21 protein-coding genes are annotated in these 22609 nt (G+C 72.0%); 8 read left to right on the top strand and 13 right to left on the bottom strand.

Annotation, left to right across the window (positions count from 1 at the left end; all coding sequences use genetic code 11):
- Nucleotides 1-67: 67 nt before the first annotated feature.
- Nucleotides 68-2302 carry a helix-hairpin-helix domain-containing protein gene (locus tag ABD932_RS01720; protein WP_345008257.1) on the bottom strand — a complete coding sequence of 745 codons (2235 nt, stop codon included), beginning with the start codon at nt 2300-2302 and terminating at the stop codon, nt 68-70.
- Nucleotides 2299-3282 carry an aldo/keto reductase gene (locus ABD932_RS01715; RefSeq protein WP_345008256.1) on the bottom strand — a complete coding sequence of 328 codons (984 nt, stop codon included), beginning with the start codon at nt 3280-3282 and terminating at the stop codon, nt 2299-2301. Before ABD932_RS01715 ends, ABD932_RS01720 begins: the two co-directional genes overlap by 4 nt.
- A 186-nt stretch (nt 3283-3468) precedes the next feature.
- On the opposite strand from ABD932_RS01715, the gene ABD932_RS01710 reads away from it, so the two are divergent.
- Together ABD932_RS01710 and ABD932_RS01705 are read left to right on the top strand one after the other, a co-directional pair.
- Nucleotides 3469-4524 (top strand): LLM class F420-dependent oxidoreductase, encoded by a 1056-nt coding sequence (locus tag ABD932_RS01710; protein WP_345008255.1) that lies wholly within the window; start codon nt 3469-3471, stop codon nt 4522-4524.
- Nucleotides 4525-4779: 255 nt separating this feature from the next.
- Nucleotides 4780-5568, top strand: a complete 789-nt coding sequence (locus ABD932_RS01705; protein WP_345008254.1) for a ferritin-like domain-containing protein — start codon at nt 4780-4782, stop codon at nt 5566-5568.
- Between the two features lie 37 nt (nt 5569-5605).
- Here the strand turns inward: ABD932_RS01705 and corA are convergent, their stop codons facing one another.
- Entirely contained in the window at nt 5606-6604 is a 999-nt protein-coding gene (corA, locus tag ABD932_RS01700) for a magnesium/cobalt transporter CorA (RefSeq protein WP_345008253.1), read from the bottom strand.
- Between the two features lie 62 nt (nt 6605-6666).
- Between corA and ABD932_RS01695 the strand changes: the two genes are divergently transcribed.
- From ABD932_RS01695 to mshC, 4 genes are all read left to right on the top strand, one after another.
- Nucleotides 6667-7353 carry a histidine phosphatase family protein gene (locus ABD932_RS01695; RefSeq protein WP_345008252.1) on the top strand — a complete coding sequence of 229 codons (687 nt, stop codon included), beginning with the start codon at nt 6667-6669 and terminating at the stop codon, nt 7351-7353.
- Nucleotides 7354-7457: 104 nt separating this feature from the next.
- Complete coding sequence (locus ABD932_RS01690) at nt 7458-8048, top strand: DUF3090 domain-containing protein (protein ID WP_126390499.1); 591 nt, start codon at nt 7458-7460, stop codon at nt 8046-8048.
- The gene (locus ABD932_RS01685) at nt 8012-8830 is read left to right on the top strand and encodes an SCO1664 family protein (RefSeq protein WP_345008251.1); all 819 of its coding nucleotides are present in this window, start codon (nt 8012-8014) and stop codon (nt 8828-8830) included. The genes ABD932_RS01690 and ABD932_RS01685 overlap by 37 nt, the downstream gene beginning before the upstream one ends.
- 112 nt (nt 8831-8942) lie before the next feature.
- Nucleotides 8943-10172, top strand: a complete 1230-nt coding sequence (mshC, locus tag ABD932_RS01680) for a cysteine--1-D-myo-inosityl 2-amino-2-deoxy-alpha-D-glucopyranoside ligase (RefSeq protein ID WP_345008250.1) — start codon at nt 8943-8945, stop codon at nt 10170-10172.
- A 138-nt stretch (nt 10173-10310) separates the two neighbouring features.
- Here mshC and ABD932_RS01675 read toward each other — a convergent pair whose 3' ends face one another.
- On the bottom strand, nt 10311-10586 hold the full coding sequence (locus ABD932_RS01675) for a hypothetical protein (RefSeq protein ID WP_345008249.1): 276 nt from the start codon (nt 10584-10586) through the stop codon (nt 10311-10313).
- Here ABD932_RS01675 and ABD932_RS01670 point away from each other — a divergent pair.
- Nucleotides 10542-10985, top strand: coding sequence for a hypothetical protein (locus ABD932_RS01670; protein ID WP_345008248.1), 444 nt, complete (start codon nt 10542-10544; stop codon nt 10983-10985). The genes ABD932_RS01675 and ABD932_RS01670 overlap by 45 nt on opposite strands.
- Before the next feature lie 14 nt (nt 10986-10999).
- Here ABD932_RS01670 and ABD932_RS01665 read toward each other — a convergent pair whose 3' ends face one another.
- Nucleotides 11000-12721 carry a S8 family peptidase gene (locus ABD932_RS01665; RefSeq protein WP_345008247.1) on the bottom strand — a complete coding sequence of 574 codons (1722 nt, stop codon included), beginning with the start codon at nt 12719-12721 and terminating at the stop codon, nt 11000-11002.
- A 311-nt stretch (nt 12722-13032) separates the two neighbouring features.
- Between ABD932_RS01665 and ABD932_RS01660 the strand changes: the two genes are divergently transcribed.
- The gene (locus ABD932_RS01660) at nt 13033-14007 is read left to right on the top strand and encodes an SMP-30/gluconolactonase/LRE family protein (protein WP_345008246.1); all 975 of its coding nucleotides are present in this window, start codon (nt 13033-13035) and stop codon (nt 14005-14007) included.
- Nucleotides 14008-14114: 107 nt separating this feature from the next.
- Here the strand turns inward: ABD932_RS01660 and ABD932_RS01655 are convergent, their stop codons facing one another.
- The 8 genes from ABD932_RS01655 to ABD932_RS01620 form a co-directional block, all read right to left on the bottom strand.
- On the bottom strand, nt 14115-15053 hold the full coding sequence (locus tag ABD932_RS01655; RefSeq protein WP_345008245.1) for a PAC2 family protein: 939 nt from the start codon (nt 15051-15053) through the stop codon (nt 14115-14117).
- A 154-nt stretch (nt 15054-15207) separates the two neighbouring features.
- Nucleotides 15208-15879: a FadR/GntR family transcriptional regulator gene (locus ABD932_RS01650; RefSeq protein ID WP_345008244.1), complete on the bottom strand. Its 672-nt coding sequence runs from the start codon at nt 15877-15879 to the stop codon at nt 15208-15210.
- Between the two features lie 93 nt (nt 15880-15972).
- Nucleotides 15973-17268 carry an amidohydrolase gene (locus ABD932_RS01645; RefSeq protein WP_345008243.1) on the bottom strand — a complete coding sequence of 432 codons (1296 nt, stop codon included), beginning with the start codon at nt 17266-17268 and terminating at the stop codon, nt 15973-15975.
- A complete protein-coding gene (locus tag ABD932_RS01640) occupies nt 17265-18017 on the bottom strand; it encodes a nucleoside phosphorylase (protein ID WP_345008242.1) in 753 nt (250 codons plus the stop codon). Before ABD932_RS01640 ends, ABD932_RS01645 begins: the two co-directional genes overlap by 4 nt.
- Complete coding sequence (locus ABD932_RS01635) at nt 18014-18883, bottom strand: ABC transporter permease (protein WP_345008241.1); 870 nt, start codon at nt 18881-18883, stop codon at nt 18014-18016. The genes ABD932_RS01640 and ABD932_RS01635 overlap by 4 nt, the downstream gene beginning before the upstream one ends.
- The gene (locus ABD932_RS01630; protein ID WP_345008240.1) at nt 18883-19938 is read right to left on the bottom strand and encodes an ABC transporter permease; all 1056 of its coding nucleotides are present in this window, start codon (nt 19936-19938) and stop codon (nt 18883-18885) included. Before ABD932_RS01630 ends, ABD932_RS01635 begins: the two co-directional genes overlap by 1 nt.
- A 1-nt stretch (nt 19939) precedes the next feature.
- Nucleotides 19940-21508 (bottom strand): ABC transporter ATP-binding protein, encoded by a 1569-nt coding sequence (locus ABD932_RS01625; RefSeq protein ID WP_345008239.1) that lies wholly within the window; start codon nt 21506-21508, stop codon nt 19940-19942.
- The gene (locus ABD932_RS01620) at nt 21489-22541 is read right to left on the bottom strand and encodes a BMP family ABC transporter substrate-binding protein (RefSeq protein ID WP_345008238.1); all 1053 of its coding nucleotides are present in this window, start codon (nt 22539-22541) and stop codon (nt 21489-21491) included. Before ABD932_RS01620 ends, ABD932_RS01625 begins: the two co-directional genes overlap by 20 nt.
- Nucleotides 22542-22609 lie beyond the last annotated feature (68 nt).

Raw genomic sequence — 22609 nt, 5'->3', positions numbered from 1 at the left:
CGCCGCCGACGTGCTGCCCCGCGCCCCTTTGGGGTCGGCTGTCCTGCTGCTTCCTGGAGCGGATCGGTTAGTCCGCCGTCGGCACCTGTGGCCTGAGCAGGGCCGGGAGGCGGGTCGTCCGCGGCTTCGCCGGGATTTCTGCGACGGCTCGGGGAAGGGCCTGTTCCGCGCCGTGGACCACCGAGAGGTGGCGGTCGGCGCGGCTGAAGGCCGTGTAGACCCAGGGGCGGGTGAGGGTCTGGGCCGCGTCGCCGGGGAGGACGACGACCGCCGCGGGCCAGCGGGCGCCCACCGCCTGGTGTGCGGTCAGGGCCCAGCCGTGGCGTACGGACTGCTCCACCCGTTCCTTCGGTACGACCACGGACTCGCCCGCGCAGGACAGGTGCAGTCCCTCGGCGTCGGCCTTCACCACATGGCCCGGCACCATGCGGCCCGGTGCGGGGGAGTAGGCGACGCGGTCACCGGGGTCGAAGCCGCCGAAGCGGCCGGGGCCGGGGTTGAGCCGCTCCTTGAGGGCGGCGTTGAGGGCGCGGGTGCCGGCCGCACCGCCGTGGCCCGGCGTGATCACCTGCGTCTGCTCGGCGGGGACACCGATCGCACGCGGCACCGAGTCGGCGACGAGCTGCACGGTGCGGTGCACGGCCTCGCCGGCGTCCCGCACGGGCACGATCACGACCTCCTTGCCGGGGGCCTCGACCTGGTTCAGCTCGCCGATGCCGATACCGGACACCAGCTCGCCCAGCGGGCCGGGATCCGGCCGCCGCGAGGCGATCTGCGGGCAGATCCGTGCAGCCAGCAGATCGGCGAACACCCGCCCGGGCCCCGCCGACCACAGCACCGCCGGATCCCCGGCCAGCACCAGCCGCGCCCCGTCGGGCAGCGACTCCGTGAGCAGCGCCGCCGCCTCGACGTCCAGCTGCGGCGCGTCGAGCACGACGAGCAGATCGAGATCGAGCGCACCGTCCACGTCCCGCCCGGGCCCTTCCGCACCGGAGAGCAGACCGGCCACGGTGACGACGCCGGGCACCTCGGGCCGGTCGCCCTCGCCCAGCAGTGCCGAGAAGCGCCCCCGCCCCTGAGGGCTGTGGGTGGCCGCCCAGGCCCGCAGGCCGAGAGTCCGAGCCGCGTGCAGCAGCGCCGCCGGTTCGGCCAGCGACGCCTCGCCGCCGGTGTGCAGGACCAGGCCGTGTGCCGCGACCGCGCGGATCAGCTCGGCGGCGGAACCCGCGGCGGTCGCCGCACGCTCCCACTCCTCGGCCGAACCGTCCTGCTTCGGCGCCGAGTTGACCAGACGGGCCAGTCCGTCGGCGAGGCTCTCCTCCGCGAGGGCGTACCGCTCCAGGCCGACGAGCACGCGGACGGGCCGCTCCTCGCCCTCCACCTCCTCGTCGTCCCGCCGGGCCGGGGCGCCGGGCTCGTCCAGGGCGTCCTGGAAGACCAGGGCCTCGCCCTCGGCCAGGGTGTTCTGTACGGCCGTATCGGCGTCCGGCACGCCCCGCTGGGCCAGTGCCGCGGTGAGCGTCGGCAGTTCCAGGGCCGTGTGCCCGGCCAGGGCCGCCTGCTCCAGGAGCCAGACGGTGACCGCCCGGCCGCGCCGCTCGTCGTCCGGTGCGCACTCCGCGCCGAGCAGGGCCCGCGCGAACCCGTCGGCCTGCTCCGGCCGTACACCCCCGATACGCAGCAACTGCCAAGGGTCTGCCCGCAGTTGGTCGTCGGCGCCCTCACCGAGCGTCGCGGCGGCCTGCGGGGCGAGGGTCTCCGGTGCGCCGCCGTCGGTCAGCACCCGGCGTACGGAGTCGACGGTCTGCGGTGCGGGGGCGGCGGGCGCGTCGGCCGTCACCGCGGGCTGGGGCCGACGTACCGGCTCCGGGGCGGGGCCGCGCGGTGGCTCCGGCTCGCTGAAGACAGTGGCCGCGGGCTTCGCGCCGCCCTCCACGGCCCGTACGGCAGCGAGCAGGTCGGCGGCCTTTCCGCTGAGCTTGGTCCCGCTCTCGATGGGCCCGTTCCGCTCGGCCTTGCGCCGCTCGATGCGCTCCCGCTCCACCCGCTGAGCGGCCAGCTCGGCCTCGGCCTCGGACTTCTGGGACGCGGCGTCGCCGGTGCCGTCATCGGCCGCGGAGGTCGCGGCCGCGATCTCGCTGTCACCGGCGGGCGACTCGGCCGCAGGGGCCGTGCTCTCGTCGTCCCCGGCCTGGCCGGCCCCGCCCTCGTCGTACGACCGTGCAGCCCCGTCCGACGGCGCCCCGCTCTCCGGCGTCCCCGGCTCGGTTTCCTCCGTGGTCTCGGGCGGCTCCGTGGTCACAGCGTGCTCCAGTCGTGATCGGGATAGCGGTGCACGGGCGCTGACACGTCGTCGAGCGCCCGGCAGATCTCGTCAGGAAGACTAAGGGCCTCCACTGACAATGCCGCCGTGAGCTGCTGTGCGTTGCGCGCGCCTATCACCGGTGCGGCCACGCCGGGCCGGTCACGGACCCAGGCGAGAGCGACCTGGAGCGGGGTCACGGCCAGCCCATCGGCCGCCGTCTGCACGGCGTCCACGATGCGGCTCGCCGTGTCGTCCAGATACGGGGCGACGAAGGGCGCGAGGTGTTCCGAGGCGCCGCGTGAGTCCGGCGGCGTCGTACCCCGGTACTTGCCCGTCAGCACGCCCCGGCCGAGCGGCGAGGAGGGCAGCAGGCCTATGCCCAGGTCCAGGGCGGCCGGCAGCACCTCCCGCTCGACGCCGCGCTGGAGCAGCGAGTACTCCAGCTGGGTGCTGGCCAGCCGGGTCCGCGTGCCCGGGGCCGCCAGCTGCCACGTCGCCGCCTTGGCGAGCTGCCAGCCGCAGAAGTTGGAGACGCCGGCGTAGCGGGCACGGCCGCTGCTCACCGCCAGGTCGAGGGCCTGGAGGGTCTCCTCCAGTGGGGTGTACGGGTCGTAGGCGTGGACGTGCCAGACGTCGACGTAGTCCGTGCCGAGCCGGGCCAGCGAGGCGTCCAGCGCGGAGAGCAGATGGCCGCGCGAGCCGTCGAAGCGGCGGTCCGGGTCGGGCACGCTGCCCGCCTTCGTCGAGATGACCAGGTCCCGGCGCGGGACCAGGCCTTCTATGAGCCGGCCGAGCAGATACTCGGCCTCCCCGTCGCCGTACACGTCGGCCGTGTCGACGAGGCTGCCGCCCGCCTCCCAGAACGTCTTCAAGAGGTCCGCGGCGTCGTGCTCGTCGGTGTCCCTGCCCCACGTGAGGGTGCCGAGCCCGATCCGGGACACACGAAGGCCGGTGCGGCCGAGATGCCTCTGCTCCATGAACGCCGAGATTACTGGCCAGAACCTGCCATGTGGGGGCCTGTGGATGACCAGTTTGCAGGACGGATACCGGCGGCACCGACGGCCGGCCGGGCGATGCCCGCCACATCGACCTCCCCGTGGGCGGCCCCCCGCGCTATGGTCGGGCCCACAAGGGACGTTACTGATCGGTAAGGGGAATCCGCCATGCAGCTCGGGATCAACCTCGGCTACTGGGGCGCCGGAATGGACGCGGACAATCTCGCCGTCGCGAAGGAGGCCGACCGGCTGGGATACGCCGTGTGCTGGGCCGCCGAGGCGTACGGCTCGGACGCGGCCACCGTGCTCTCCTGGGTCGCCGCCCAGACCGAGCGCATCGATGTGGGCTCCGCCATCTTCCAGATCCCGGCCCGCCAGCCGGCGATGACCGCGATGACCGCCGCCACCCTGGACTCGCTCTCCGGTGGCCGCTTCCGCCTCGGCCTCGGCGTCTCCGGGCCGCAGGTCTCCGAGGGCTGGTACGGCGTCAAGTTCGACAAGCCGCTGGCACGCACGCGTGAGTACGTCGAGATCGTGCGCAAGGCGATGACGCGCGAGCGGCTGTCGTACGAAGGACAGCACTGGACGCTGCCGCTGCCCGGCGGCCCCGGCAAGCCGATCAAGCTGACCGTGCACCCGCAGCGCGAGCACATCCCGCTGTACATCGCCGCCATCGGCCCGAAGAACCTCGAGCAGACCGGCGAGATCGCCGACGGCGCCCTTGTGATCTTCCCCTCCGCCGAGCACCTGGAGGAGACCACGATCCGCCACCTGCGCGCGGGGCGCGAGAAGGCCGGCAAGACCCTCGACGGTTTCGACGTCTGCCCGACGCTCCCGCTGGCCGTCGGCGAGGACAAGGACGTGACCACGCTCGCCGACACCTTCCGCCCCTACACCGCGCTGTACGTCGGCGGCATGGGCAGCGCCAAGCAGAACTTCTACAACCAGCTCGCGCAGCGCATGGGATTCGAGGCGGCGGCCGCCGAGGTCCAGGAGAAGTACCTGTCCGGCGACAAGGAGGGCGCCGCGGCCGCCGTCCCGCACGAGCTGATCGACAAGACGACGCTGCTGGGTTCCGTGGACCGCATCGCGGACCGGATGAAGGAGTACGCGGCGGCCGGAGTCACCACCCTCAGCCTCGCTCCCGCCGGCTTCACGCTCGACGAGCGGCTCGCCTCGCTCCGCGCCGGCACCGAGGCCCTGGAGCGTGCCGGACTGGCGTGACGCGGGAGGGGGATTTTCTGCGGCCGTGGTGGGGGCTCGGGGGTCTTCCCCGCCACGGCCGTCACGCTGAACAACGCGCGCGTGCCCCGTGCGGTTACGCCCCTGTCGTGACCTCGATGGTCATTCTTTTGGCGGAGTTGCCCGTCATTACTGTTGCAGCACCACTCTCAGCGCATTTGACTCGTTCTTTGCGGAATCCCGCGGAGTCCCGTGAAGTGCTGCGGAGTCCTGCGTCCTGCAGAGAGGTGCCCAACGATGCTTTCGGCCAAGAGTCTGTTCCAGGAGATCCTCGACAACGACGAGTCCTTCCGCCTGTTCTGTTCGATCGCCGCCAGCGGCGAGTCCCAGGGCGGCTGGGAGAACGCCCGCATCGCCGCGCTCGTCCCGGAGAGCGAACGCTCACTCGCGCCCAAGATCACCCGGCACGGGGCGGACGAGGACAAGCACGGTCGGATCTTCAACGCCCTGCTGAAGAAACGCGGCCTCGAACCCGTCCCCGTCCCGCCCGAGACCGACTACACGATGCTCCTGGAGCAGCACGGCATCGGCCTCGCGCACGACAAGCTCAAGAGCGACGAACAGCTCACCGTCCAGGACATCGTCACCTACCTGTCGCACAGCAGGGTCACCGAACAGCGCGCCTCGGAGCAGATGGACCTGCTGCGCAAGCACTTCGCCGACCACCCCGACCTCGGCCGCGCCGTCAAGATGATCTCCAACGACGAGGACAACCACCTCGCCTACTGCCACGAGGAACTCCTGCGCTTCGCGGCCCAGGGGCACGGCCGGGCCATCCAGCGGACGCTGCGCGAGTGCGCCCTCGCCGAGATCCGGATCTACCGGGACGTGAGCCTCGCGGTCATGGGCCACATGGGCCGCATCCTCGGCTGGCCCCGGCCGAAGGCGGCCGTTCTCGCCGCGGGCATCCACGCCGTGTACGCCTGGGAGCGCTTCGCGGGCTGGCGGCGCATGGTGTCCCTGAAGATGCCGGAACGCCGCGACGCCCTGGGCGGACCCGCCACCTCGGCACCCGAGTTCGCCTGACGACACCTGCGACGGGCCCCTGCGACACCACGGGCCCCTACAACCAACCCCGGCTCTTGAACAGCCGGTACAGCAGCACCTCGACGGCGGCCATGCCCGCGATCAGCAGCGGATACGACCAGGTCCAGCGCAGCTCCGGCATGTGCTCGAAGTTCATCCCGTAGATCCCCGCGATCATCGTGGGGATCGCGGCCATGGCCGCCCACGCCGAGATCTTCCGAACGTCGTCGTTCTGCCGCACGCTCATCTGCGCCAGATGCGCCGCGAGGATGTCGGAGACCAGCCGGTCCAGGCCCTCCACCGCCTCGTTCACGCGCGTGAGGTGGTCGCTCACGTCCCGGAAGAACGGCTGCGCCTTCTCGTGCACGAAGGGCACGCGCGCACCGAACAGGCCCGTGCCCGCGAGCCGGGTCAGCGGCTGCGCCAGCGGCCCGGTGGACCTGCGGAACTCCAGGATCTGCCGCTTGAAGGCGTAGATGCGGGACGCCGTGTGCCGGGAGCTGCCGCCGGCCGGCGAGAACACGTCCGCCTCCAGCTCCTCCAGGTCGGTGCCCAACTCGTCGGCCACGTCCACGTAGTGGTCGACCACGGCGTCGGCGATCGTGTACAGCACCGCCGTAGGGCCGTGCCGGAGCATCTCGGGCTCGTGCTCCAGCCGGCGCCGCACCGCCCCGAGCGGCGCTTCCTCGCCGTGCCGGACGGTCACCACGAACGAGTCGCCGATGAAGACCATGACCTCGCCGGAGGAGACGATGTCGCTCTTCGGCTCGTAGCCGACCGGCTTGAGGACCATGAAGAGCGAGTCGTCGTACACCTCCAGCTTGGGCCGCTGGTGCGCCTTCAGGGCGTCCTCCACGGCCAGCGGGTGCAGCCCGAACTCCTCGGTGACCCGGTCGAACTCCTTCTCCGTGGGCTCGTACAGGCCGATCCAGACGAACGCGTCGTCCTGCAGACGGCACAGATCGAGGGCGTCGGAGAAGTCGTCCGGCCCTTCCGTCCGGCGCCCGTCGCGATAGATGGCGCAGTCGACGATCACGGAGCGTATTCTCCCGCCGCCCGGCCCCGAGCGCACCCCCTCGTACGCCTACGCTGGGCCGCATGCCCACGCTGATCCTGGTCCGGCACGGACGTTCCACCGCCAACACCGAGGGACTGCTCGCCGGGTGGACCCCCGGTGTCGCCCTCGACGAGCGCGGGGCCGCACAGGCCGCCGCACTGCCCGGCCGGCTCGCCGAGCTGCCGATCTCCGAGGTCGTCGCGAGCCCCTTGCAGCGCTGCCAGGAGACGATCCGGCCCCTGCTGGACGCCCGCCCCGGACTCACCGCGCACACCGACGAACGGATCGGGGAGTGCCACTACGGCGACTGGTCCGGCCGCAAGCTCGCCGAGCTCAAGGACGAGCCGCTGATGGAGGTGGTCCAGGCGCATCCGTCGGCGGCCGCGTTCCCCGGCGGGGAGTCGATGCGGGCGATGCAGACCCGGGCCGCCGAGGCCGTACGCGAGTGGAACGCGCGCGTGGAGCGCGATCACGGCGCCGACGCCGTGTACCTCATGTGCTCGCACGGCGACATCATCAAGTCCCTCGTCGCGGACGCACTCGGTCTTCATCTCGACCTCTTCCAGAGGATTTCCGTCGAACCGTGTTCCATCACCGTGATCCGCTACACACGCCTGAGGCCGTTCCTCGTACGCCTCGGTGACACCGGGGACTTCGCGTCGCTCGCCCCGCGCGAGGAGCCGCCGGCCGGCGACGCGACGGTCGGTGGCGGCGCGGGCGCACCGTGATCGTCGGGCGCAGTAGGGTGAAGCAGCGGTCGGAGTAGCGCCGTACCCAGCATTTCGCCGTACCCACGATTTCGCCGTACTCACGATTCCAATGGAGACAGGACGTGTCCCGTCAGGTGTTCCTCTACGACCCCCCGGACCGTTTCGTGGCCGGTACGGTCGGGCTGCCCGGACGCCGTACGTTCTTCCTCCAGGCCACCGCAGGCGCCCGGGTGACCAGCGTGGCCCTGGAGAAGACCCAGGTCGCCGCCCTTGCCGAGCGCATGGACGAGCTGCTCGACGAAGTCGTCCGGCGCAGCGGCGGCAGTGCCGCCGTCCCCGCCATGGCGCCCAGCGAGATTTCCGACACCGGCCCGCTGGACACCCCCATCGAGGAGGAGTTCCGCGTCGGCACCATGGCGCTCGCCTGGGACGGCGAGGAGCAGCGCATGATCGTCGAGGCGCAGGCCCTCGTGGAACTCGACGCGGACTCCGAGGAGGACCTCGCCGAGGCCGAGGAGCGGCTGCTCCAGGACGAGGAGAACGGCCCCCCGATGCTGCGGGTCCGGCTCACCGGCGCGCAGGCGCGGGCCTTCGCCAAGCGCGCCCTCGATGTCGTCAACGCCGGGCGGCCGCCGTGTCCGCTGTGCAGCCTCCCGCTCGACCCGGAAGGACATGTATGTCCGCGCCAGAACGGATACCGCCGCGGAGCGTGACCTCGGTGCAGCTGCTCGCCGAGGGCGAGCTGACCGTGCGCGGGCGCATCCGCGAGGCGTCCAACGCGGCGCTGTTCTGCACGGTCGTGTACGACGGCCGGGAGGCGTCCTGCGTGTACAAGCCGGTCGCCGGTGAGCGGCCGCTGTGGGACTTTCCCGACGGGACGCTCGCACAGCGCGAGGTCGCCGCGTACGAGGTCTCCGAGGCGACCGGCTGGGGGCTCGTCCCGCCGACCGTGCTGCGGGACGGGCCGTACGGCGAGGGCATGGTCCAGCTGTGGATCGAGGCGACGCCCGAGGCCGAACTGCTCGCCCTGGTGGACGGTGAGGAACCCGGTCCCGGCTGGAAGGCGATCGGTCTCGCCGAGGTCGGCGAGGGGAAGACCGCCCTGCTCGTGCACGCCGACGACGAGCGGCTGCGGCGGCTCGCCGTCCTGGACGCCGTGATCAACAACGCCGACCGCAAGGGCGGCCACCTGCTGCCCACCGAGGCCGGCCGGCTGTTCGGCATCGACCACGGCGTCACGTTCAACGTCGAGAACAAGCTCCGGACGCTGCTGTGGGGCTGGGCCGGAGAGCCGCTCACGGCGGAGGCGGTCGAGGCGCTCGGCACCCTGCGGGAGGGGCTGAAGGAGGGCGGTGAGCTCGCCGTACGCCTGGCCGGGCTGATCACCGCCGCGGAGGTGGCGGCCACACGCGCGCGTGTCGAGGCACTGCTTGCGTCCGGGAAGCATCCGGAACCGAGCGGGGAGTGGCCCGCCATCCCCTGGCCGCCCGTCTAGCGGCGCGCTCCCGTCGGGAAGCACAATGGCCGGTGACGCGCAAGAACGCCTTACCGGCCATCCGACCCGCTCCGGTTCGTGTACGGAACATCCGTCCGGTTACGCTCATGACATGTATGCCTGGCCCGCTTCTGAGGTCCCCGCCCTGCCTGGTCAGGGCCGCGACCTGAGGATCCACGACACCGCGACCGGCGGTCTGGTAACCCTCGACCCCGGTCCCGTCGCCCGTATCTACGTCTGCGGCATCACGCCGTACGACGCGACCCACATGGGTCACGCGGCGACCTACAACGCGTTCGACCTGGTTCAGCGCGTGTGGCTCGACACGAAGCGGCAGGTTCACTACGTCCAGAACGTGACCGACGTCGACGATCCCCTGCTGGAGCGGGCCGAGCGCGACGACATCGACTGGGTCGCCCTCGCCGAGAAGGAGACCGCGCTCTTCCGCGAGGACATGACCGCCCTGCGGATGCTTCCGCCGCAGCACTACATCGGTGCGGTGGAGGCCATACCCGGGATCGTGCCGCTCGTCGAGCGCATCCGGGACGCCGGCGCCGCGTACGAGCTCGAAGGGGACATCTACTTCTCCGTCGAGTCCGACCCGAACTTCGGCAAGGTCTCCGGCCTCGACGCCGCCGCCATGCGGCTGCTGTCCGCCGAGCGCGGCGGCGACCCCGACCGGCCCGGCAAGAAGAACCCGCTCGACCCGATGCTCTGGATGGCCGCCCGGCCCGGGGAGCCCAGCTGGGACGGCGGCTCGCTCGGGCGGGGCCGGCCCGGCTGGCACATCGAGTGCGTCGCCATCGCCCTCGACCACCTCGGCATGGGCTTCGACGTCCAGGGCGGCGGCTCCGACCTCGCCTTCCCGCACCACGAGATGGGCGCCTCGCACGCCCAGGTGCTGACCGGCGAGTTCCCCATGGCCAAGGCCTACGTCCACGCCGGAATGGTCGCCCTGCACGGCGAGAAGATGTCCAAGTCCAAGGGCAACCTGGTCTTCGTGTCCCAGCTGCGTCGCGACGGTGTCGACCCGGTCGCCATCCGGCTTGCCCTCCTCGCCCACCACTACCGGGCCGACTGGGAGTGGACCGACCAGGTGCTCGAGGACGCCGTCGCCCGCCTCGGCCGCTGGCGTGCCGGGGTGTCCCGGCCCGACGGGCCGTCCGCGGAGGCGCTCGTCGAGGAGATCCGCGAGGCCCTCGCGCACGACCTGGACGCCCCGGCCGCGCTCGCCGCGGTCGACCGCTGGGTCGCCGCCCAGGAGGAGCGGGGCGGAACCGACACGGGTGCCCCGGGTGTCGTGTCGCGGGCGGTGGACGCGCTGCTGGGCGTGGCCCTGTAGGGATCCGGGACCGAGAGAGGGGCGCTTCCTCCCCGCGGGTGGAAGCGCCCCTTTGGATCATGTGCTGTGTTTCATGTGCCGTGCTTCATGTGCGGTGCTTCATGTGCGGTGCTTCGTGTCCGGTGCTGCACGTGCCGGTCAGATCTTGCGGATGTAGATGCTCCGCAGGACCAGCGGCTGGCCGGAGTCCCACACGCCGATGACCTGGTGGCCGAACGCGAAGGCCTCCTGGACCTGGTCGTGGGTCTGCGCGTTGGGGTTGTTGAAGACCCGGAACACGTTGTTGATGCGCAGGTAGATCTGCGACGGCTGCCCCGGCAGCGGCTGGACGATGTCGATATAGCCGTTCGCGACACCGGACTGCGTGGCGTGCTGGACGGCGGACTGGACCGCGGCCTGCGTGAGCTGCTGCATCAGCTGCAGCACCTGCTGCTCGGCCTGCTGCTCGGACTGCTGTTGCTGCTGGTCGACCTGCTGCGGTTGCCCGTAGCCCTGCTGCTGGCCGAGCCCCTGGAGTCCCTGGACCCCCTGCTGGCCGAGCTGCTGCAGCAGCTGCTGGAACGGCTGCTGCTGGCCGAGCTGCTGGAGCTGCTCCAGGGAGCCGCCCATGCCGTACGGCTGCTGCTGGCCGTGGCCCTGCTGTTGGCCGTAGCCCTGCTGCTGCCCGAACGGCTGCTGCTGCCCGAACGGCTGTTGCTGCTGCCCGAACGGCTGCTGCTGGTACGGCGACGTGCTCGGGAGCTGCTGGCCCTGCTGTTGTCCCATGTGACTCATCTGCGGGGTGGTGCTCATGCGGGTGTCACCTTCCCTTGATGTGATGGGCTGCGTCAGCCGGTGATGACCAGGCCGACGATCTCGTCGTCCGAGAACCACACTCGGACATCGGGCCGTCCCCCCGCGAAGGCGGTATGGACCGCCTGGCGGATCTCGGGGGACGGATGATTGAGGTTCCGCCAGTCGCCGGCCACGAACAGCCGGAGCCTGGGCGGAAGTTCACGCGGATACGGCAGCAACTCGTCCCAGTACCGCTCGGCCTTGCCCGAGCCGACCGCCTGCGGCATCAGATAGGTGACCGCCGCCTTGATGTCGGGCCGGTTGCCGATCCGCTGGGAGGCGGGCCGGGCCGGCGCGTCCTGCTGCGGGGAACCCGTCGCCCGCAGCACCGCACGCGCACGCTCGGCGGACATCGGCTGCTGACCGGCCGCCTTGAGCATGCCCTGCAGCGCTGCCAGCGCGCCGACGACTACCGGGGAGGCGGAGGACGTCCCCGAGAACGTGTCGGTGTACCAGGCGATCTCCTCGGGCCCGCCCTGCAGGTCGCCGGGCTTGTCCCAGAAGCCGCCCGTCGTCGTCACCTCGCGCCCCCAGCCCTGCGCGTCCACCCGGGCGCCGTAGTTGGAGAACGCGAGCCGTGAGCGGTCGGGCCCGTGGTCGCGGCCGTGCGTGCCGGGCGGCGGGGCGCCCGCGCCGACCAGCACGGCGTCGGAGGACGGGTTGGACGGGTTGAACGGGTTACGCCACGACTCGGGGAACCCGTCCGGGCGGCGCTCGTAGACGGCGTCGTCGAGCGACTCGGCGCCGTTGCCCGCGGCCGCCACCACGAGGATGCCCTTGGCGGTGGCGTAGCGGACGGCGGCCAGGTCGTCCGGCCACCATTCGAGCGGGATGTAGCCGCGCTGGTCGTCGCGCTCGGCGTACTCGAACCGGGGTCCCGGGCGGTGGAGTTCGATCAGCACGATGTCGCCGGGGCTCAGCCGGTCCGCCGCCGCGTGGATCGCGGCCGCCGTGCCGATGCCCTGGAAGGAGGCGGCCGCGGTCACCGTCTCCGGCACGATGCCGGTGATGCCGTACTCGTTGCGGTCGCCGCCGATCACGCCGATCACGGCGGTGCCGTGGTTGCGCCAGGCGAGGTCGCTCAGCGGGCTGCCGACGACGACGCCGGCCAGCTTGGCGGCCAGGTCCTCGTGGCCCAGCTGCCAGGACCCCTCCACGTCGATCACGGTCACGCCCTGACCGGCGCCGCCGGGCCGCTGCCAGGCCCAGTGGGCGTCGACGCCCTCGGGCGCGGGCCGCAGATAGCCCTGCCGGCCGCTGTAGTCGGGCGTGACGGGCGCGCCCTCCTTCAGACGCCCGTCCTCCCCGATCTGTCCGATCGAGGCGGGCACCGCGCCCGGCTTCACATACGCCGTGTCGATCCCCGGCAGCGCGGCGATGCGTGCCCTGAGCTCCTCGGCACGGCGTTCCCCGCCGCGCACCCGATAGAAGAGCGCGAGGTCGGGCACGTCGTCCGTGCCGGCGGCCTGCTGGAGTCGCTCCTCGCTGCCGAACAGCGGCTCCAGCGCGAGTTGTTCGTCACTGAGGAACATGTTGAGGGCCGAGACGTCGGAGCCCGCCACCGACCGCACGCCCTCGGTCTGGGCGCGCAGCCGAGCCTCGGGACGGGCGACGACGATCAGTTCCCGCTCGGCTCCTCGATAGGTGAATCCCGCTCCGTCGGGCCCCGGCCCGGACGCTCCCGGGCCCTGCGCCGACTGTGCCTGGTCGGTCATCGTCTGCCGCTCCCTTCGGTCCTGCGGGTACCAAGTGCGGGTGGTGCGGCGCGCCTTCCGTGGGACAACCAAGCACGCGCGGCCCGGTCCGTCCAGGCTTATTTCGCCAAGTCGGTTTTAGGTAAGTTGAATTGGGTACCGTGTGCAATCCGTCCTGAAACAGATGTCACGCCACAATCGGGCCAGATCCTGTCCAGTCGCTGTCGAGAGGCTGTCTCTTGCTGCGGAGACGGGCGGCGTGTGATGGGGTGGAGGAGACAGTTGACCGTTGGACCAGCTGACGGCCGGTCCCCGTTCGCGGAAGGACGCACGTGGCCCCCGAACACCGCTCCTTCGCACCTCACCTCACCCGCCGGAGACTTCTCGCGGCCGGTGCCGCCACCGCCGGTGCCGTGCTCGGCGGGTCCGCCGGCACCTCCGCCGCGGCGGCCGAAAAGACCCGGCCCACCGTGCTCCACCTCCCGAACGGCTTCCGCCCGGAGGGCATCACCATCGGCGGCGGACCGTACGCCTACCTCGGCTCGCTCGGCGACGGCTCGATCTACCGCGCCGACCTGCGCACCGGCGAGGGCTCGATCATCTCGACCGGCCCGGGCACGCCCTCGGTCGGCCTCAAACTCGACCACCGGGGACGCCTGTTCGTCGCCGGACGCGGCCAGGGCGCCCGCGTCGTGGACGCCCGCACCGGCGAGGTCCTCGCCTCGTACGTCCTCACCACGGCGACCCCGACCTTCGCCAACGACGTGTTCCTGACCCCGCGCGCGGCCTGGTTCACCGACTCCTTCCAGCCCGCGCTCTACGCCCTGCCCCTCGGCCGGCACGGCGAACTGCCGGACGCGGACGAGGTCGTGAAGGTCACCCTGAGCGGCGACTGGAGCCAGGTCGCCGGCGAGGTCGTCAACGCCAACGGCATCACGGCCACCCCCGACGGCTCGGCGCTCCTCGTCGTGCAGTCCGGGGTCGGCGGCCTGCACCGCGTGAACCCGCGCACCGGTGTCACACAGCTCGTCGACCTCGGCGACGCGGCCCCGCTCACCAACGGCGACGGCCTGCTGCTGAGCGGGCGGACGCTGTACGTCGTCCAGAACCGGCAGAACGCGATCGACGTGTTCAAGCTCGCCGCGGACGGCCGCAGCGGCGTCTTCCAGCGCCGAATCACCGACCCGCTCTTCGACGTGCCGACCACCGTGGCCGCGTACCAGGGCCGGCTCTACCTGCCCAACGCGCGCTTCACGACGACGCCGACGCCGCAGACGACGTACGACGTGATCTCGGTGCCCGCCTGAAACCCGGGTGACGCATGGGACAGCAGAGGGCGGTGCGCTGTGCTGCGCACCGCCCTCTGCCCGCCCTCAGAGCCGGCGACCCGTTAGAGCCTCCGGCCCTCAGGGCCTCAGTCCTCCGACGAGTCCTCGTCGTCGTCCTTCTCGTCCCTGCCGCCCGGCTTCGGCGGCATCGGCGGACGCGTACGGTCGCCGGCCGACGGGCCGCCGCCGTCCCGGCGCCGCAGATACCGCTCGAACTCGCGGGCGATCGCCTCACCCGACGCCTCCGGCAGCTCCGCGGTGTCCCGGGCCTCCTCCAGCGTCTGCACGTACTCCGCGACCTCGCTGTCCTCGGCGGCCAGCTGGTCCACGCCGACCTGCCAGGCGCGCGCGTCCTCGGGCAGCTCGCCCAGCGGGATGCGCACGTCGATCAGGTCCTCCAGGCGGTTGAGCAGGGCCAGCGTCGCCTTCGGGTTGGGCGGCTGCGAGACGTAGTGCGGTACTGCCGCCCACAGCGACACCGCCGGGACGCCGGCGTGCGTGCACGCCTCCTGGAGGACGCCGACGATGCCCGTGGGGCCCTCGTACTTGGTCTCCTCCAGGTCCATACGCCGGGCCAGGTCCGTGTCGGACGTGGTCCCGCTGATCGGGACCGGACGCGTGTGCGGGGTGTCACCGAGCAGGGCGCCCAGGATGACCACCAGCTCCACGCCGAGTTCGTGCGCGAAGCCGAGCAGCTCGTTGCAGAACGAGCGCCACCGCATGGACGGTTCGATACCTCGGACGAGTACGAGATCGCGCGGCTTCTCACCGCCGACGCGGACGACGGACAACCTTGTCGTCGGCCACGTGATCTTGCGCACTCCGTCGTCCATCCACACCGTGGGGCGGTTCACCTGGAAGTCGTAGTAGTCCTCGGCGTCCAGCGCCGCGAACACCTCGCCCTTCCACTCCCTGTCCAGATGCGCGACCGCGGTGGAGGCGGCGTCGCCGGCATCGTTCCAGCCCTCGAACGCGGCCACCATGACCGGGTCGATCAGCTCGGGAACCCCCTCGAGCTCGATCACCCAGTGCCTCCTTCCGACGTGCCCTCGCTTGACCACCCAACCTTACGGCGTGCGGCGGGGGCGCCCGCAGCCCCCTTGCACGGGGGAGTGAACGGATCACTGCCCCGATCGCCACCCCGGAACACCCCACAGTCATCCGAGCTGTATCGGGGACTCACAGCGTCGACCGCAACCACTGCTCCACGCTCGCGATATGCACCGTCGCCCAGGACCGCGCCGCCTCCCCGTCCCGGTCCCGCAGCGCCGCCAGGATCGCCCGGTGCTCGTGCAGGGTCCGGCTGACCGCGTCCTCCTGGGTCAGCCCCCGCCAGATGCGCGCCCGTGTCGTCGGACCCGAGAGCCCGTCGAGGAGCGAGCACAGCACCGAGTTCCCGGAGCTCTGCACGATGCCCCGGTGGAACTCCAGGTCGCAGGCGACGAGTTCCTCCACCGACGGATCGGTGCCGAGCTTGTCCAACTGGTTCGCCAGCGCGTCCAGTTGCTGCTCGCTGATCCGCGCCGCGGCCATCGCCGTGGCGGCCGGCTCCAGGATCCGGCGGACGGCGAGGAACTCCAGCACCGTGTCGTCGCGGTGGAAGTCGACGACGAAGCTCAGCGCCTCCAGCAGCAGCTGCGGGTCGAGGCTCGTGACGTAGGTGCCGTCGCCCTGCCGTACGTCCAGGATCCGGATCAGTGACAGGGCCCGCACGGCCTCCCGCAGGGAGTTGCGGGACAGCCCCAGCTCGGCGGCGAGCTCGCTCTCCTTGGGGAGCCGGTCGCCGGGGCGCAGCGCGCCGGAGACGATCATGTCCTTGATCTTCTCGATCGCCTCGTCGGTGACAGCCATGGCCCGCCTCCCTGTCGTTCACGATGTCACGCACGGTGCCCGTAAGACGTCGCGCAAGACATCCGATCTCTCAGCCGCCATTATGGGGCCTGTTCAGAGCAGTGCCTCCAGGTCGGCGATCACCGCCGCCTCGTCGAGCGTGGTCAGCGCCCGGTCCCGCATCAGCACCCGCCCCTCGACCACCGTGTCCCGCACGTCCGCCGAGTGCGCCGCGTAGGCGAGCGTGGACCACGGGTCGTGCAGCGGGCGCAGGTGCGGCGCGTTCAGGTCGAGCACGATCAGGTCGGCTCGTTTGCCCGCCTCCAGCGAGCCCAGCTGCTCCCCGAGCCCCAGCGCCCGCGCGCCCTCGACGGTCGCCATGCGTACGGCCCGCTCGGCGCCGACCGCCGTCGGGTCGCCGCCAGCCTTGTGCACCAGCGCCGCCTGCCGCACCGCCCCCAGCACGTCCAGGGTGTTGGAGCTGACGGCCCCGTCCGTGCCGAGTCCGACGGTCACCCCGGCGCTCAGCAGCCGCGGCACCGGCGCGATGCCGCAGCCCAGCTTCAGGTTCGACACCGGGCAGTGGGCGACGGACGTGCCCGTGCGGGCGAGTGCCGCGATCTCCGGGCCGGTGAGCTCCACGGCGTGCGCGAGCAGCAGGTCCGGGCCGAGCAGCCCGAGCGAGTCGAGCAGCTCCACCGGGCGCTTGCCGGTCCGCACCTCGACCGTGGCGACCTCGGTCGCGTTCTCGGCGGCGTGGATGTGCAGCAGCGCCCCGAACTCCCGGGCCAGGGCGGCGATCTCGGTGAGCTGCTCGGGGGAGAGGGTGTAGGCGGAGTGCGCGAAGACGACGGGGCGGCGGCCGTGGCGGGCCGGGCCGTGGGCCTCCAGGTCCCGGCGGGCCCACGCCATCCGGTCCTCGTAGGCGAGCCGGTCCGGCGGCTCGGGCACGTCCATGAAGGTCGGCCCGGTCAGCAGCCGCCAGCCCGTCTCGCGGGCCGCCCGCTCGGCCGCCTCGTGGAACCAGTACATGTCCAGCGCCGAGGTCACCCCGGCCCGTACGCTCTCGGCCACCGCCAGCCGCACCGCCGCCGCCACGTTCTTCGGCGTCAGCAGCTCGGCCTCCCAGCGCAGCACCCGCTCCAGGAAGCCCTGGAGGGTCACGTCGTCGGCGCGGCCGCGCAGCAGCGTCATCGCCAGGTGGGTGTGGGTGTTGATCAGGCCGGGGAGGACCAGGCAGCCCGCCGCGTCGATGGACTCCCGCGCCGTGAACCGCGTACACAGCTCCTCGGCGGAACCGACGGCGACGATCTCGCCCTCGTGGACCGCGACCGCCCCGTCCCGTACGACGGTTCCGGCCTCGTCCACCGTCAGGACGTCACCGCCGTGCACCAACAGGTCGATGCTCACAGCTCGTTCCCCTCGGCCAGCAGCCGCAGCGCCTCCAGCGACACGACGGCGCCCCGCTCGACACCCGCCGCGACGACCTCACGGTGCGGGTCGTAGACGCTGGTGCCCGCCGCGTCCACCAGCTCGTCCGCGTTCGCCCCGTCGATGACGAGCACCCCGCCGGCGACGAGGCCGCGCAGCGAGGCCGTGACCAGCAGCGCCGACAGCTCCATCTCGATCGCCGCGAGCCCGGCGCCGTCGTAGGAGAAGAGCGGGATGAGCCCCGGCTGGAACGCCGCGCGGGTCCACACGATCCCCCGGTGGTGCGGGGCTCCCGCCTCACGCGCCGCCCGCTGGAGCGCGAACACCGCCTCGGGCGCCGCGACCGCCGGGTACTCCGGCGGCAGCAATTGCTGCGTCACCCCGTCGTCGCGTACGGCCGCCTCGGCGATGACGAGATCGCCGTCGCCGATGCCCGGCTTCATCGCGCCCGCCGTACCGAAGCGCACAATGGCGCGGACTCCTGCGTCCGCCAGCTCCTGGAACAGCAGGATCGCGCCCGGCCCGCCGACCCCGTGCGAGGCGACGGTGACCGGCACGCCCTTCCAACTCCCGCTGAAGACACGGTATTCGCGGTGGTACGACACCTCTTCGGAGCCGTCGAGCAGCGCGGCGACGGCCGCCGCGCGGGCCGGGTCGCCGACGACGATCGCGTGCGGCGGAAGTCCGGTGCGGGGTATGCGGGTGACGGGCAGCAGGTCCTGGGTCATGAGGCGGCTCCGGAGGGACGCGGACGGGTGCGGCGACGGCGTGCCGTCGTGAGGAAGAGGGCGCCGAGCGTGACGACGTACGGCGCGGCGTCGGTCGCCTGCTGCGGCAGGCCGAGGCCCTGGAGCCGGAAGCCGGCCGCCTCGGCGAGGCCGAACAGCAGGGCGGCGAGCAGCACGCCGAGCGGCAGGGCTCTGCCGAGCATGACCGCGACGACCGCGATCCAGCCCCGGCCCGCCGTCATGTTCTCGGAGAACAACGTGACGTTGCCGAGGGCGAGTTGGGCCCCGGCGAGCCCGCACAGGACGCCGGAGACGAGGATGGCGCCGTACTTGTACTTGGCCGGGCTCACGCCCAGCGTCGCCGCCGCGTCCGGCGCCTCGCCGACCCCGCGCAGCCTGAGCCCCCACACATGCCGCGACAGCAGCAGCGCCGCCACCCCGACCGTCACCCACGCCAGATACGCGAGCGGCGTGAATCCGCCGACCAGCGGCAGCCCGGCCAGTGCCGGGTCGTCGAAGGTGCCCTGGACGCCGAAGACCGTACGCAGGAGGAAGCTGGTGAGGCCGACGGCCAGCAGGTTCATGGCGATGCCCAGCACCACCGCGTCCCCGCGCAGCGTCACGGCGCCCACCGCCAGGATCAGCGAGTACCCGGCCGCCGCGAGGGCCGCGGCCAGCACGCCGAGCCACGGGCTGCCGGTGAACCAGCTGGTCGCCACAGCCGTGAAGCAGCCCATCAGCATCATGCCTTCGAGGCCGATGTTGAACACGCCCGCCCGCTCGCAGAGAGCGCCGCCCAGCGCGGCCAGGAGGATCGGGGTCAGCGCGCGCAGCGCCGACATCAGGAGATCGGAGTCGAAGAACATCACACCGCCTCCTCATGACGGTTGAAACGGCGGGTGAACCAGCTGCCGGGGAAGCGCAGCCGAGCCGCCAGGAACACGATCACGATCGCCTGCAGTACCTGCGTCAGCTCACGCGGCACCTCGGTCGTCCGCTCCATCGCCAGGCCGCCGACCTGCAGGACCGCGAAGAAGAACGAGGCGATCAACGTGCCGAGCGGAGCCGCGGCCGCCAGGAGCGCGGCCGTCAGACCCGTCCAGGTGTAGCCGGGCGCGGTCAGCGAGCCGTCCACGAAGCGGTACGGGAAACTCAACACCCCGATCGCGCCCACCAGTCCGGCGAGCGCGCCCGAGACGGACATCAACTTCAGGGTCAGGGTCCGGCGTTCGACGCCCGCGTAGGCGGAGAAGCGCGCGTTGAGACCCGTCATCCGTATCTCGTACCCGATCGCGGTGCGCCGATCCGTGAACCAGTACGCGGCCGCCGCGAGCACGACGAGCACGAGACCGACGGTCACCGTGGACTCCCCGAAGGCGGGCAGGGCCACGCCGTCCGGCAGCGCGCGGGTCTGCGGGAGGCTGGAGCCGGGCTCCTTGAGCGGGTAGCGGGCCAGGTAGGAGGCGAGCGAGACCGCCGGGTAGCTCAGCAGCAGGCTGCTGACCAGGAGCGGGACACCGAGGTGGTTCTCGCACAGGGCGGCCAGCACGGCGTACGCGGCGCCCGCCGCCATGCCCGCGAGCAGCGCCAGTACGACGGTGAGCGGGGCGGGCAGCGGCGAGTACAGGCCGGTCACGGCCGCGGTGATGCCGCCGAGCACCAACTGGCCGTCCCCGCCGAGGTTGATGAGCCCGGCGCGCAGCGGAATCGCCAGCGCCAGGGCCATGCCCAGCACGCTGGTGGCGGTGGTCAGCGTGGAGCCGATGCCGTCGGCGCCGAGCGCGCCGGTCAGGACCGCCTCGTAGGCCGCGATCGGGTCCGCGCCGGTGCCGACGAGGAAGAGCGCGCCGATGACCACGCCCGCGAGCACGGAGAAGGTGATGGGGGAGCGCAGGGCTCCTGATATTCGGTCAAGTCTCATGTCAGTCAGCGGCCTTCACTTGCGCCCGGGTGTCGCCGCCCGCCATCGCGAGCCCCAGCGTCCGTTCGTCCGCCTCGTCCTTGGTGTACGAAGCCGCGACCCGGCCCTCGTACATCACCAGCACCCGGTCCGCGAGCCCCCGGATCTCGCTCAGCTCCGCCGAGACGAGCAGAACGGCGTGACCGGCGTCGCGGTAGGCGATCAGCTGGTCGTGGATGTTCTGGATGGCGCCGATGTCGACACCGCGGGTGGGCTGCTCGACGAGCAGCAGCGGTGCGTCATGGGCGAGTTCGCGGCCGATCAGCAGCTTCTGCAGATTGCCGCCGGACAGCGCGGAGGCGGGCACCTCAGGGGTCGACGTCTTGATGCCGAACCGCTCGACCAGCCTCTTCGCGTGCGCCCGGACGGCCGTCGGCGGCAGCAGGCCACGGGAGGACAGGGACGTACGGTGGTGGCCCATCGCGAGGTTGTCCGCGACCGAGGCCGCCGGCGCCGTACCGACCGCGTGCCGGTCCTCGGGGACGTACGCCAGCCCCTTGGCGCGGCGCTCGGTGGCCGAGGCGTGGGTGATGTCCCCGCCCCGGAGCCTGACTCGCCCGGCGCTGGTCTGCCGCAGCCCCGCCAGCGCCTCGACCAACTCGCTCTGCCCGTTGCCCGCGACGCCCGCGATGCCGACGATCTCCCCGGCGCGCACGGTCAGGTCGACGTCGCGCACGGCGTCGGTCGACAGGCCGGCCACCTCCAGGACGGGCTCGCCCGGAGTGCCCGGCGCGTGGATGCGGTCCAGCTCGACCGCGCGGCCGGTCATCGCCGCGGCGATCTCGTCGGCGGACGTCTCCGCGGTGACCAGGCGCGCGACCACCCGGCCGTCCCGCAGCACGGTCACCCGGTCGCTGCCTTCGAGGACCTCGCGCAGCTTGTGCGTGACAAGGATCACCGTACGGCCCTCGGCGGCCAGCGACTTGAGCACCACGAACAGGGCGTCCGCCTCGGCCGGCGTGAGCACGGCGGTCGGCTCGTCGAGGATGAGGGTACGGGCGCCGCGGTGCAGCAGCTTGAGGATCTCCACGCGCTGGCGCAGGCCCACCGGCAGATCCCCGACCCGCGCGTCCGGGTCCACGGCCAGCCCGTGCTCCTCGGCGAGTTCACGCACCCGGCGGCGGGCGGCGGCCCGGTCCACCAGGCCGAAGCGGCGCGGCTCGGCGGCGTACACGACGTTCTCGGCGACGCTGAGGGAGTCGAACAGCTTGAAACTCTGGTGGACCATGCCGAGCCCGGCGGCCATGGCCTCGGAGGGGCTGGCGAAGCCGGATTCGACCGCGTGCCCGTCGATCCGGACCGAACCGGCGTCGGCGCGCTCCATGCCGTACAGCACCGACATCAGCGTGGACTTGCCCGCGCCGTTCTCGCCCATCAGCGCGTGGATCTCACCGCGGCGGACGGTCAGGTCGACGGCGTCGTTGGCGAGCGTGCCGGGGAACCGCTTGGTGATGCCCCGGAGTTCGACCGCGACGCCGTCGGAGCCCTCGACGATCCCGACGCCCTCGACGTCAGCTCGCGGCGGGGTCATCGACCGTCAGCTTCCCGGCCACGATCTGGTCGCGCAGCGCCTCCACCTTCTTCAGGACGTCCTTGTGCTCGGCGATCACGCACTTCGACGAGTCCACGCCGTCCTCCAGGCCCGTGAGGCTGATGCCGCCCTCCTTCAGGCCGTACGAGACGGTCGTGCCCGTCCTGCCGCCCAGGACCGCGTCGATGCCCTTCTCCACGGCGACGTCCGTGCGCTTGATCACGTTGTCGACGACCGTGCCGGGCGCCGAGACGCACTGGTTGACGTCGACGCCGTAGGCGAACGCGCCCTTGGCCTTCGCCGCCTCGAAGACGCCGTAGTTGCCGGCAGCCGCGGCCGCCATGATCTGGTCGTAGCCCTTGGCGAGCAGGGAGTTCGCCTGCTCCTTGGCGCGGGCCGAGTCGTCGAACGGGGACTGGCCGCCGACGAAGCGCGTGGAGGTCTCCGTCTTGGCGGCGACCTCCTTGGCGCCGGCCGCGAACGGGTCGCTGTAGCGCCGGAACTGGGGCGTGTCGAGGACGTCGACCGCGCCGACCTTGCCGGACTTGCTGAGCAGACCCGCCTCGGCGCCCGCGAGGTAGACGCCCTCGTGCTCACGGAAGACCGCGCAGCTGACGTTCTTGAAGGTCTTGCCGGTGCAGGCGTCGACGATCAGGAACTGCTGCTTCGGGTTCTTCTCGGCCTGCTGGGCGACGATGTCGGCGAACTCGAAGCCGACCAGCACGATGACGTCCGGCTTTGCGTCCACCGCGGCCTGGACGTTCTGCTGCTGGGACGCCGTGTCCGTGGACTCGTAGACCTTCTGCGACCCGTCGTGCTGCTTCGCCGCGTCCTTGATGCCACTGACCGAGAGCTTCAGGAACTCGTTCTGCCCGACGGCGTCGGGGGTGACGAGCGTGAAGGACTTGCCGCTGCCGCCGCTCGCACTGTCGGCGGTGTCGTTCTTCGCGGCGGCGTTGCAGGCGGTGGCCGCGGTGACCACGAGTGCGGTGGTGGCGGCGACTTGGAGGGTACGGCGGGATCTGCGAGACATCGGGGGACCTTCCGGGATGCGGCAAGGAGCACTCGACGGTGAGCGCGTGAGGTGAGGGTGGGCGACGG

It is taken from the genome of Streptomyces shaanxiensis (assembly GCF_039537145.1).
In the GTDB taxonomy this organism is placed as follows: domain Bacteria; phylum Actinomycetota; class Actinomycetes; order Streptomycetales; family Streptomycetaceae; genus Streptomyces; species Streptomyces shaanxiensis.
The sequence above is the reverse complement of the archived record's forward strand: the minus strand, read 5'-3'. Positions and strand labels throughout refer to the sequence as shown.

What these genes read in the sequence shown, in the direction of transcription:
- mshC (WP_345008250.1), top strand. Translation starts at nt 8,943, where the DNA reads ATGTATGCCTGGCCCGCTTCTGAGGTCCCCGCCCTGCCTGGTCAGGGC.
- ABD932_RS01620 (WP_345008238.1), bottom strand. Translation starts at nt 22,541, where the DNA reads ATGTCTCGCAGATCCCGCCGTACCCTCCAAGTCGCCGCCACCACCGCA.
- ABD932_RS01710 (WP_345008255.1), top strand. Translation starts at nt 3,469, where the DNA reads ATGCAGCTCGGGATCAACCTCGGCTACTGGGGCGCCGGAATGGACGCG.
- ABD932_RS01695 (WP_345008252.1), top strand. Translation starts at nt 6,667, where the DNA reads ATGCCCACGCTGATCCTGGTCCGGCACGGACGTTCCACCGCCAACACC.
- ABD932_RS01630 (WP_345008240.1), bottom strand. Translation starts at nt 19,938, where the DNA reads ATGAGACTTGACCGAATATCAGGAGCCCTGCGCTCCCCCATCACCTTC.
- ABD932_RS01675 (WP_345008249.1), bottom strand. Translation starts at nt 10,586, where the DNA reads ATGCAGCAGCTCACGCAGGCCGCGGTCCAGTCCGCCGTCCAGCACGCC.
- ABD932_RS01685 (WP_345008251.1), top strand. Translation starts at nt 8,012, where the DNA reads ATGTCCGCGCCAGAACGGATACCGCCGCGGAGCGTGACCTCGGTGCAG.
- ABD932_RS01665 (WP_345008247.1), bottom strand. Translation starts at nt 12,721, where the DNA reads ATGACCGACCAGGCACAGTCGGCGCAGGGCCCGGGAGCGTCCGGGCCG.
- ABD932_RS01705 (WP_345008254.1), top strand. Translation starts at nt 4,780, where the DNA reads ATGCTTTCGGCCAAGAGTCTGTTCCAGGAGATCCTCGACAACGACGAG.
- ABD932_RS01640 (WP_345008242.1), bottom strand. Translation starts at nt 18,017, where the DNA reads ATGACCCAGGACCTGCTGCCCGTCACCCGCATACCCCGCACCGGACTT.
- ABD932_RS01715 (WP_345008256.1), bottom strand. Translation starts at nt 3,282, where the DNA reads ATGGAGCAGAGGCATCTCGGCCGCACCGGCCTTCGTGTGTCCCGGATC.
- ABD932_RS01625 (WP_345008239.1), bottom strand. Translation starts at nt 21,508, where the DNA reads ATGACCCCGCCGCGAGCTGACGTCGAGGGCGTCGGGATCGTCGAGGGC.
- ABD932_RS01635 (WP_345008241.1), bottom strand. Translation starts at nt 18,883, where the DNA reads ATGTTCTTCGACTCCGATCTCCTGATGTCGGCGCTGCGCGCGCTGACC.
- ABD932_RS01650 (WP_345008244.1), bottom strand. Translation starts at nt 15,879, where the DNA reads ATGGCTGTCACCGACGAGGCGATCGAGAAGATCAAGGACATGATCGTC.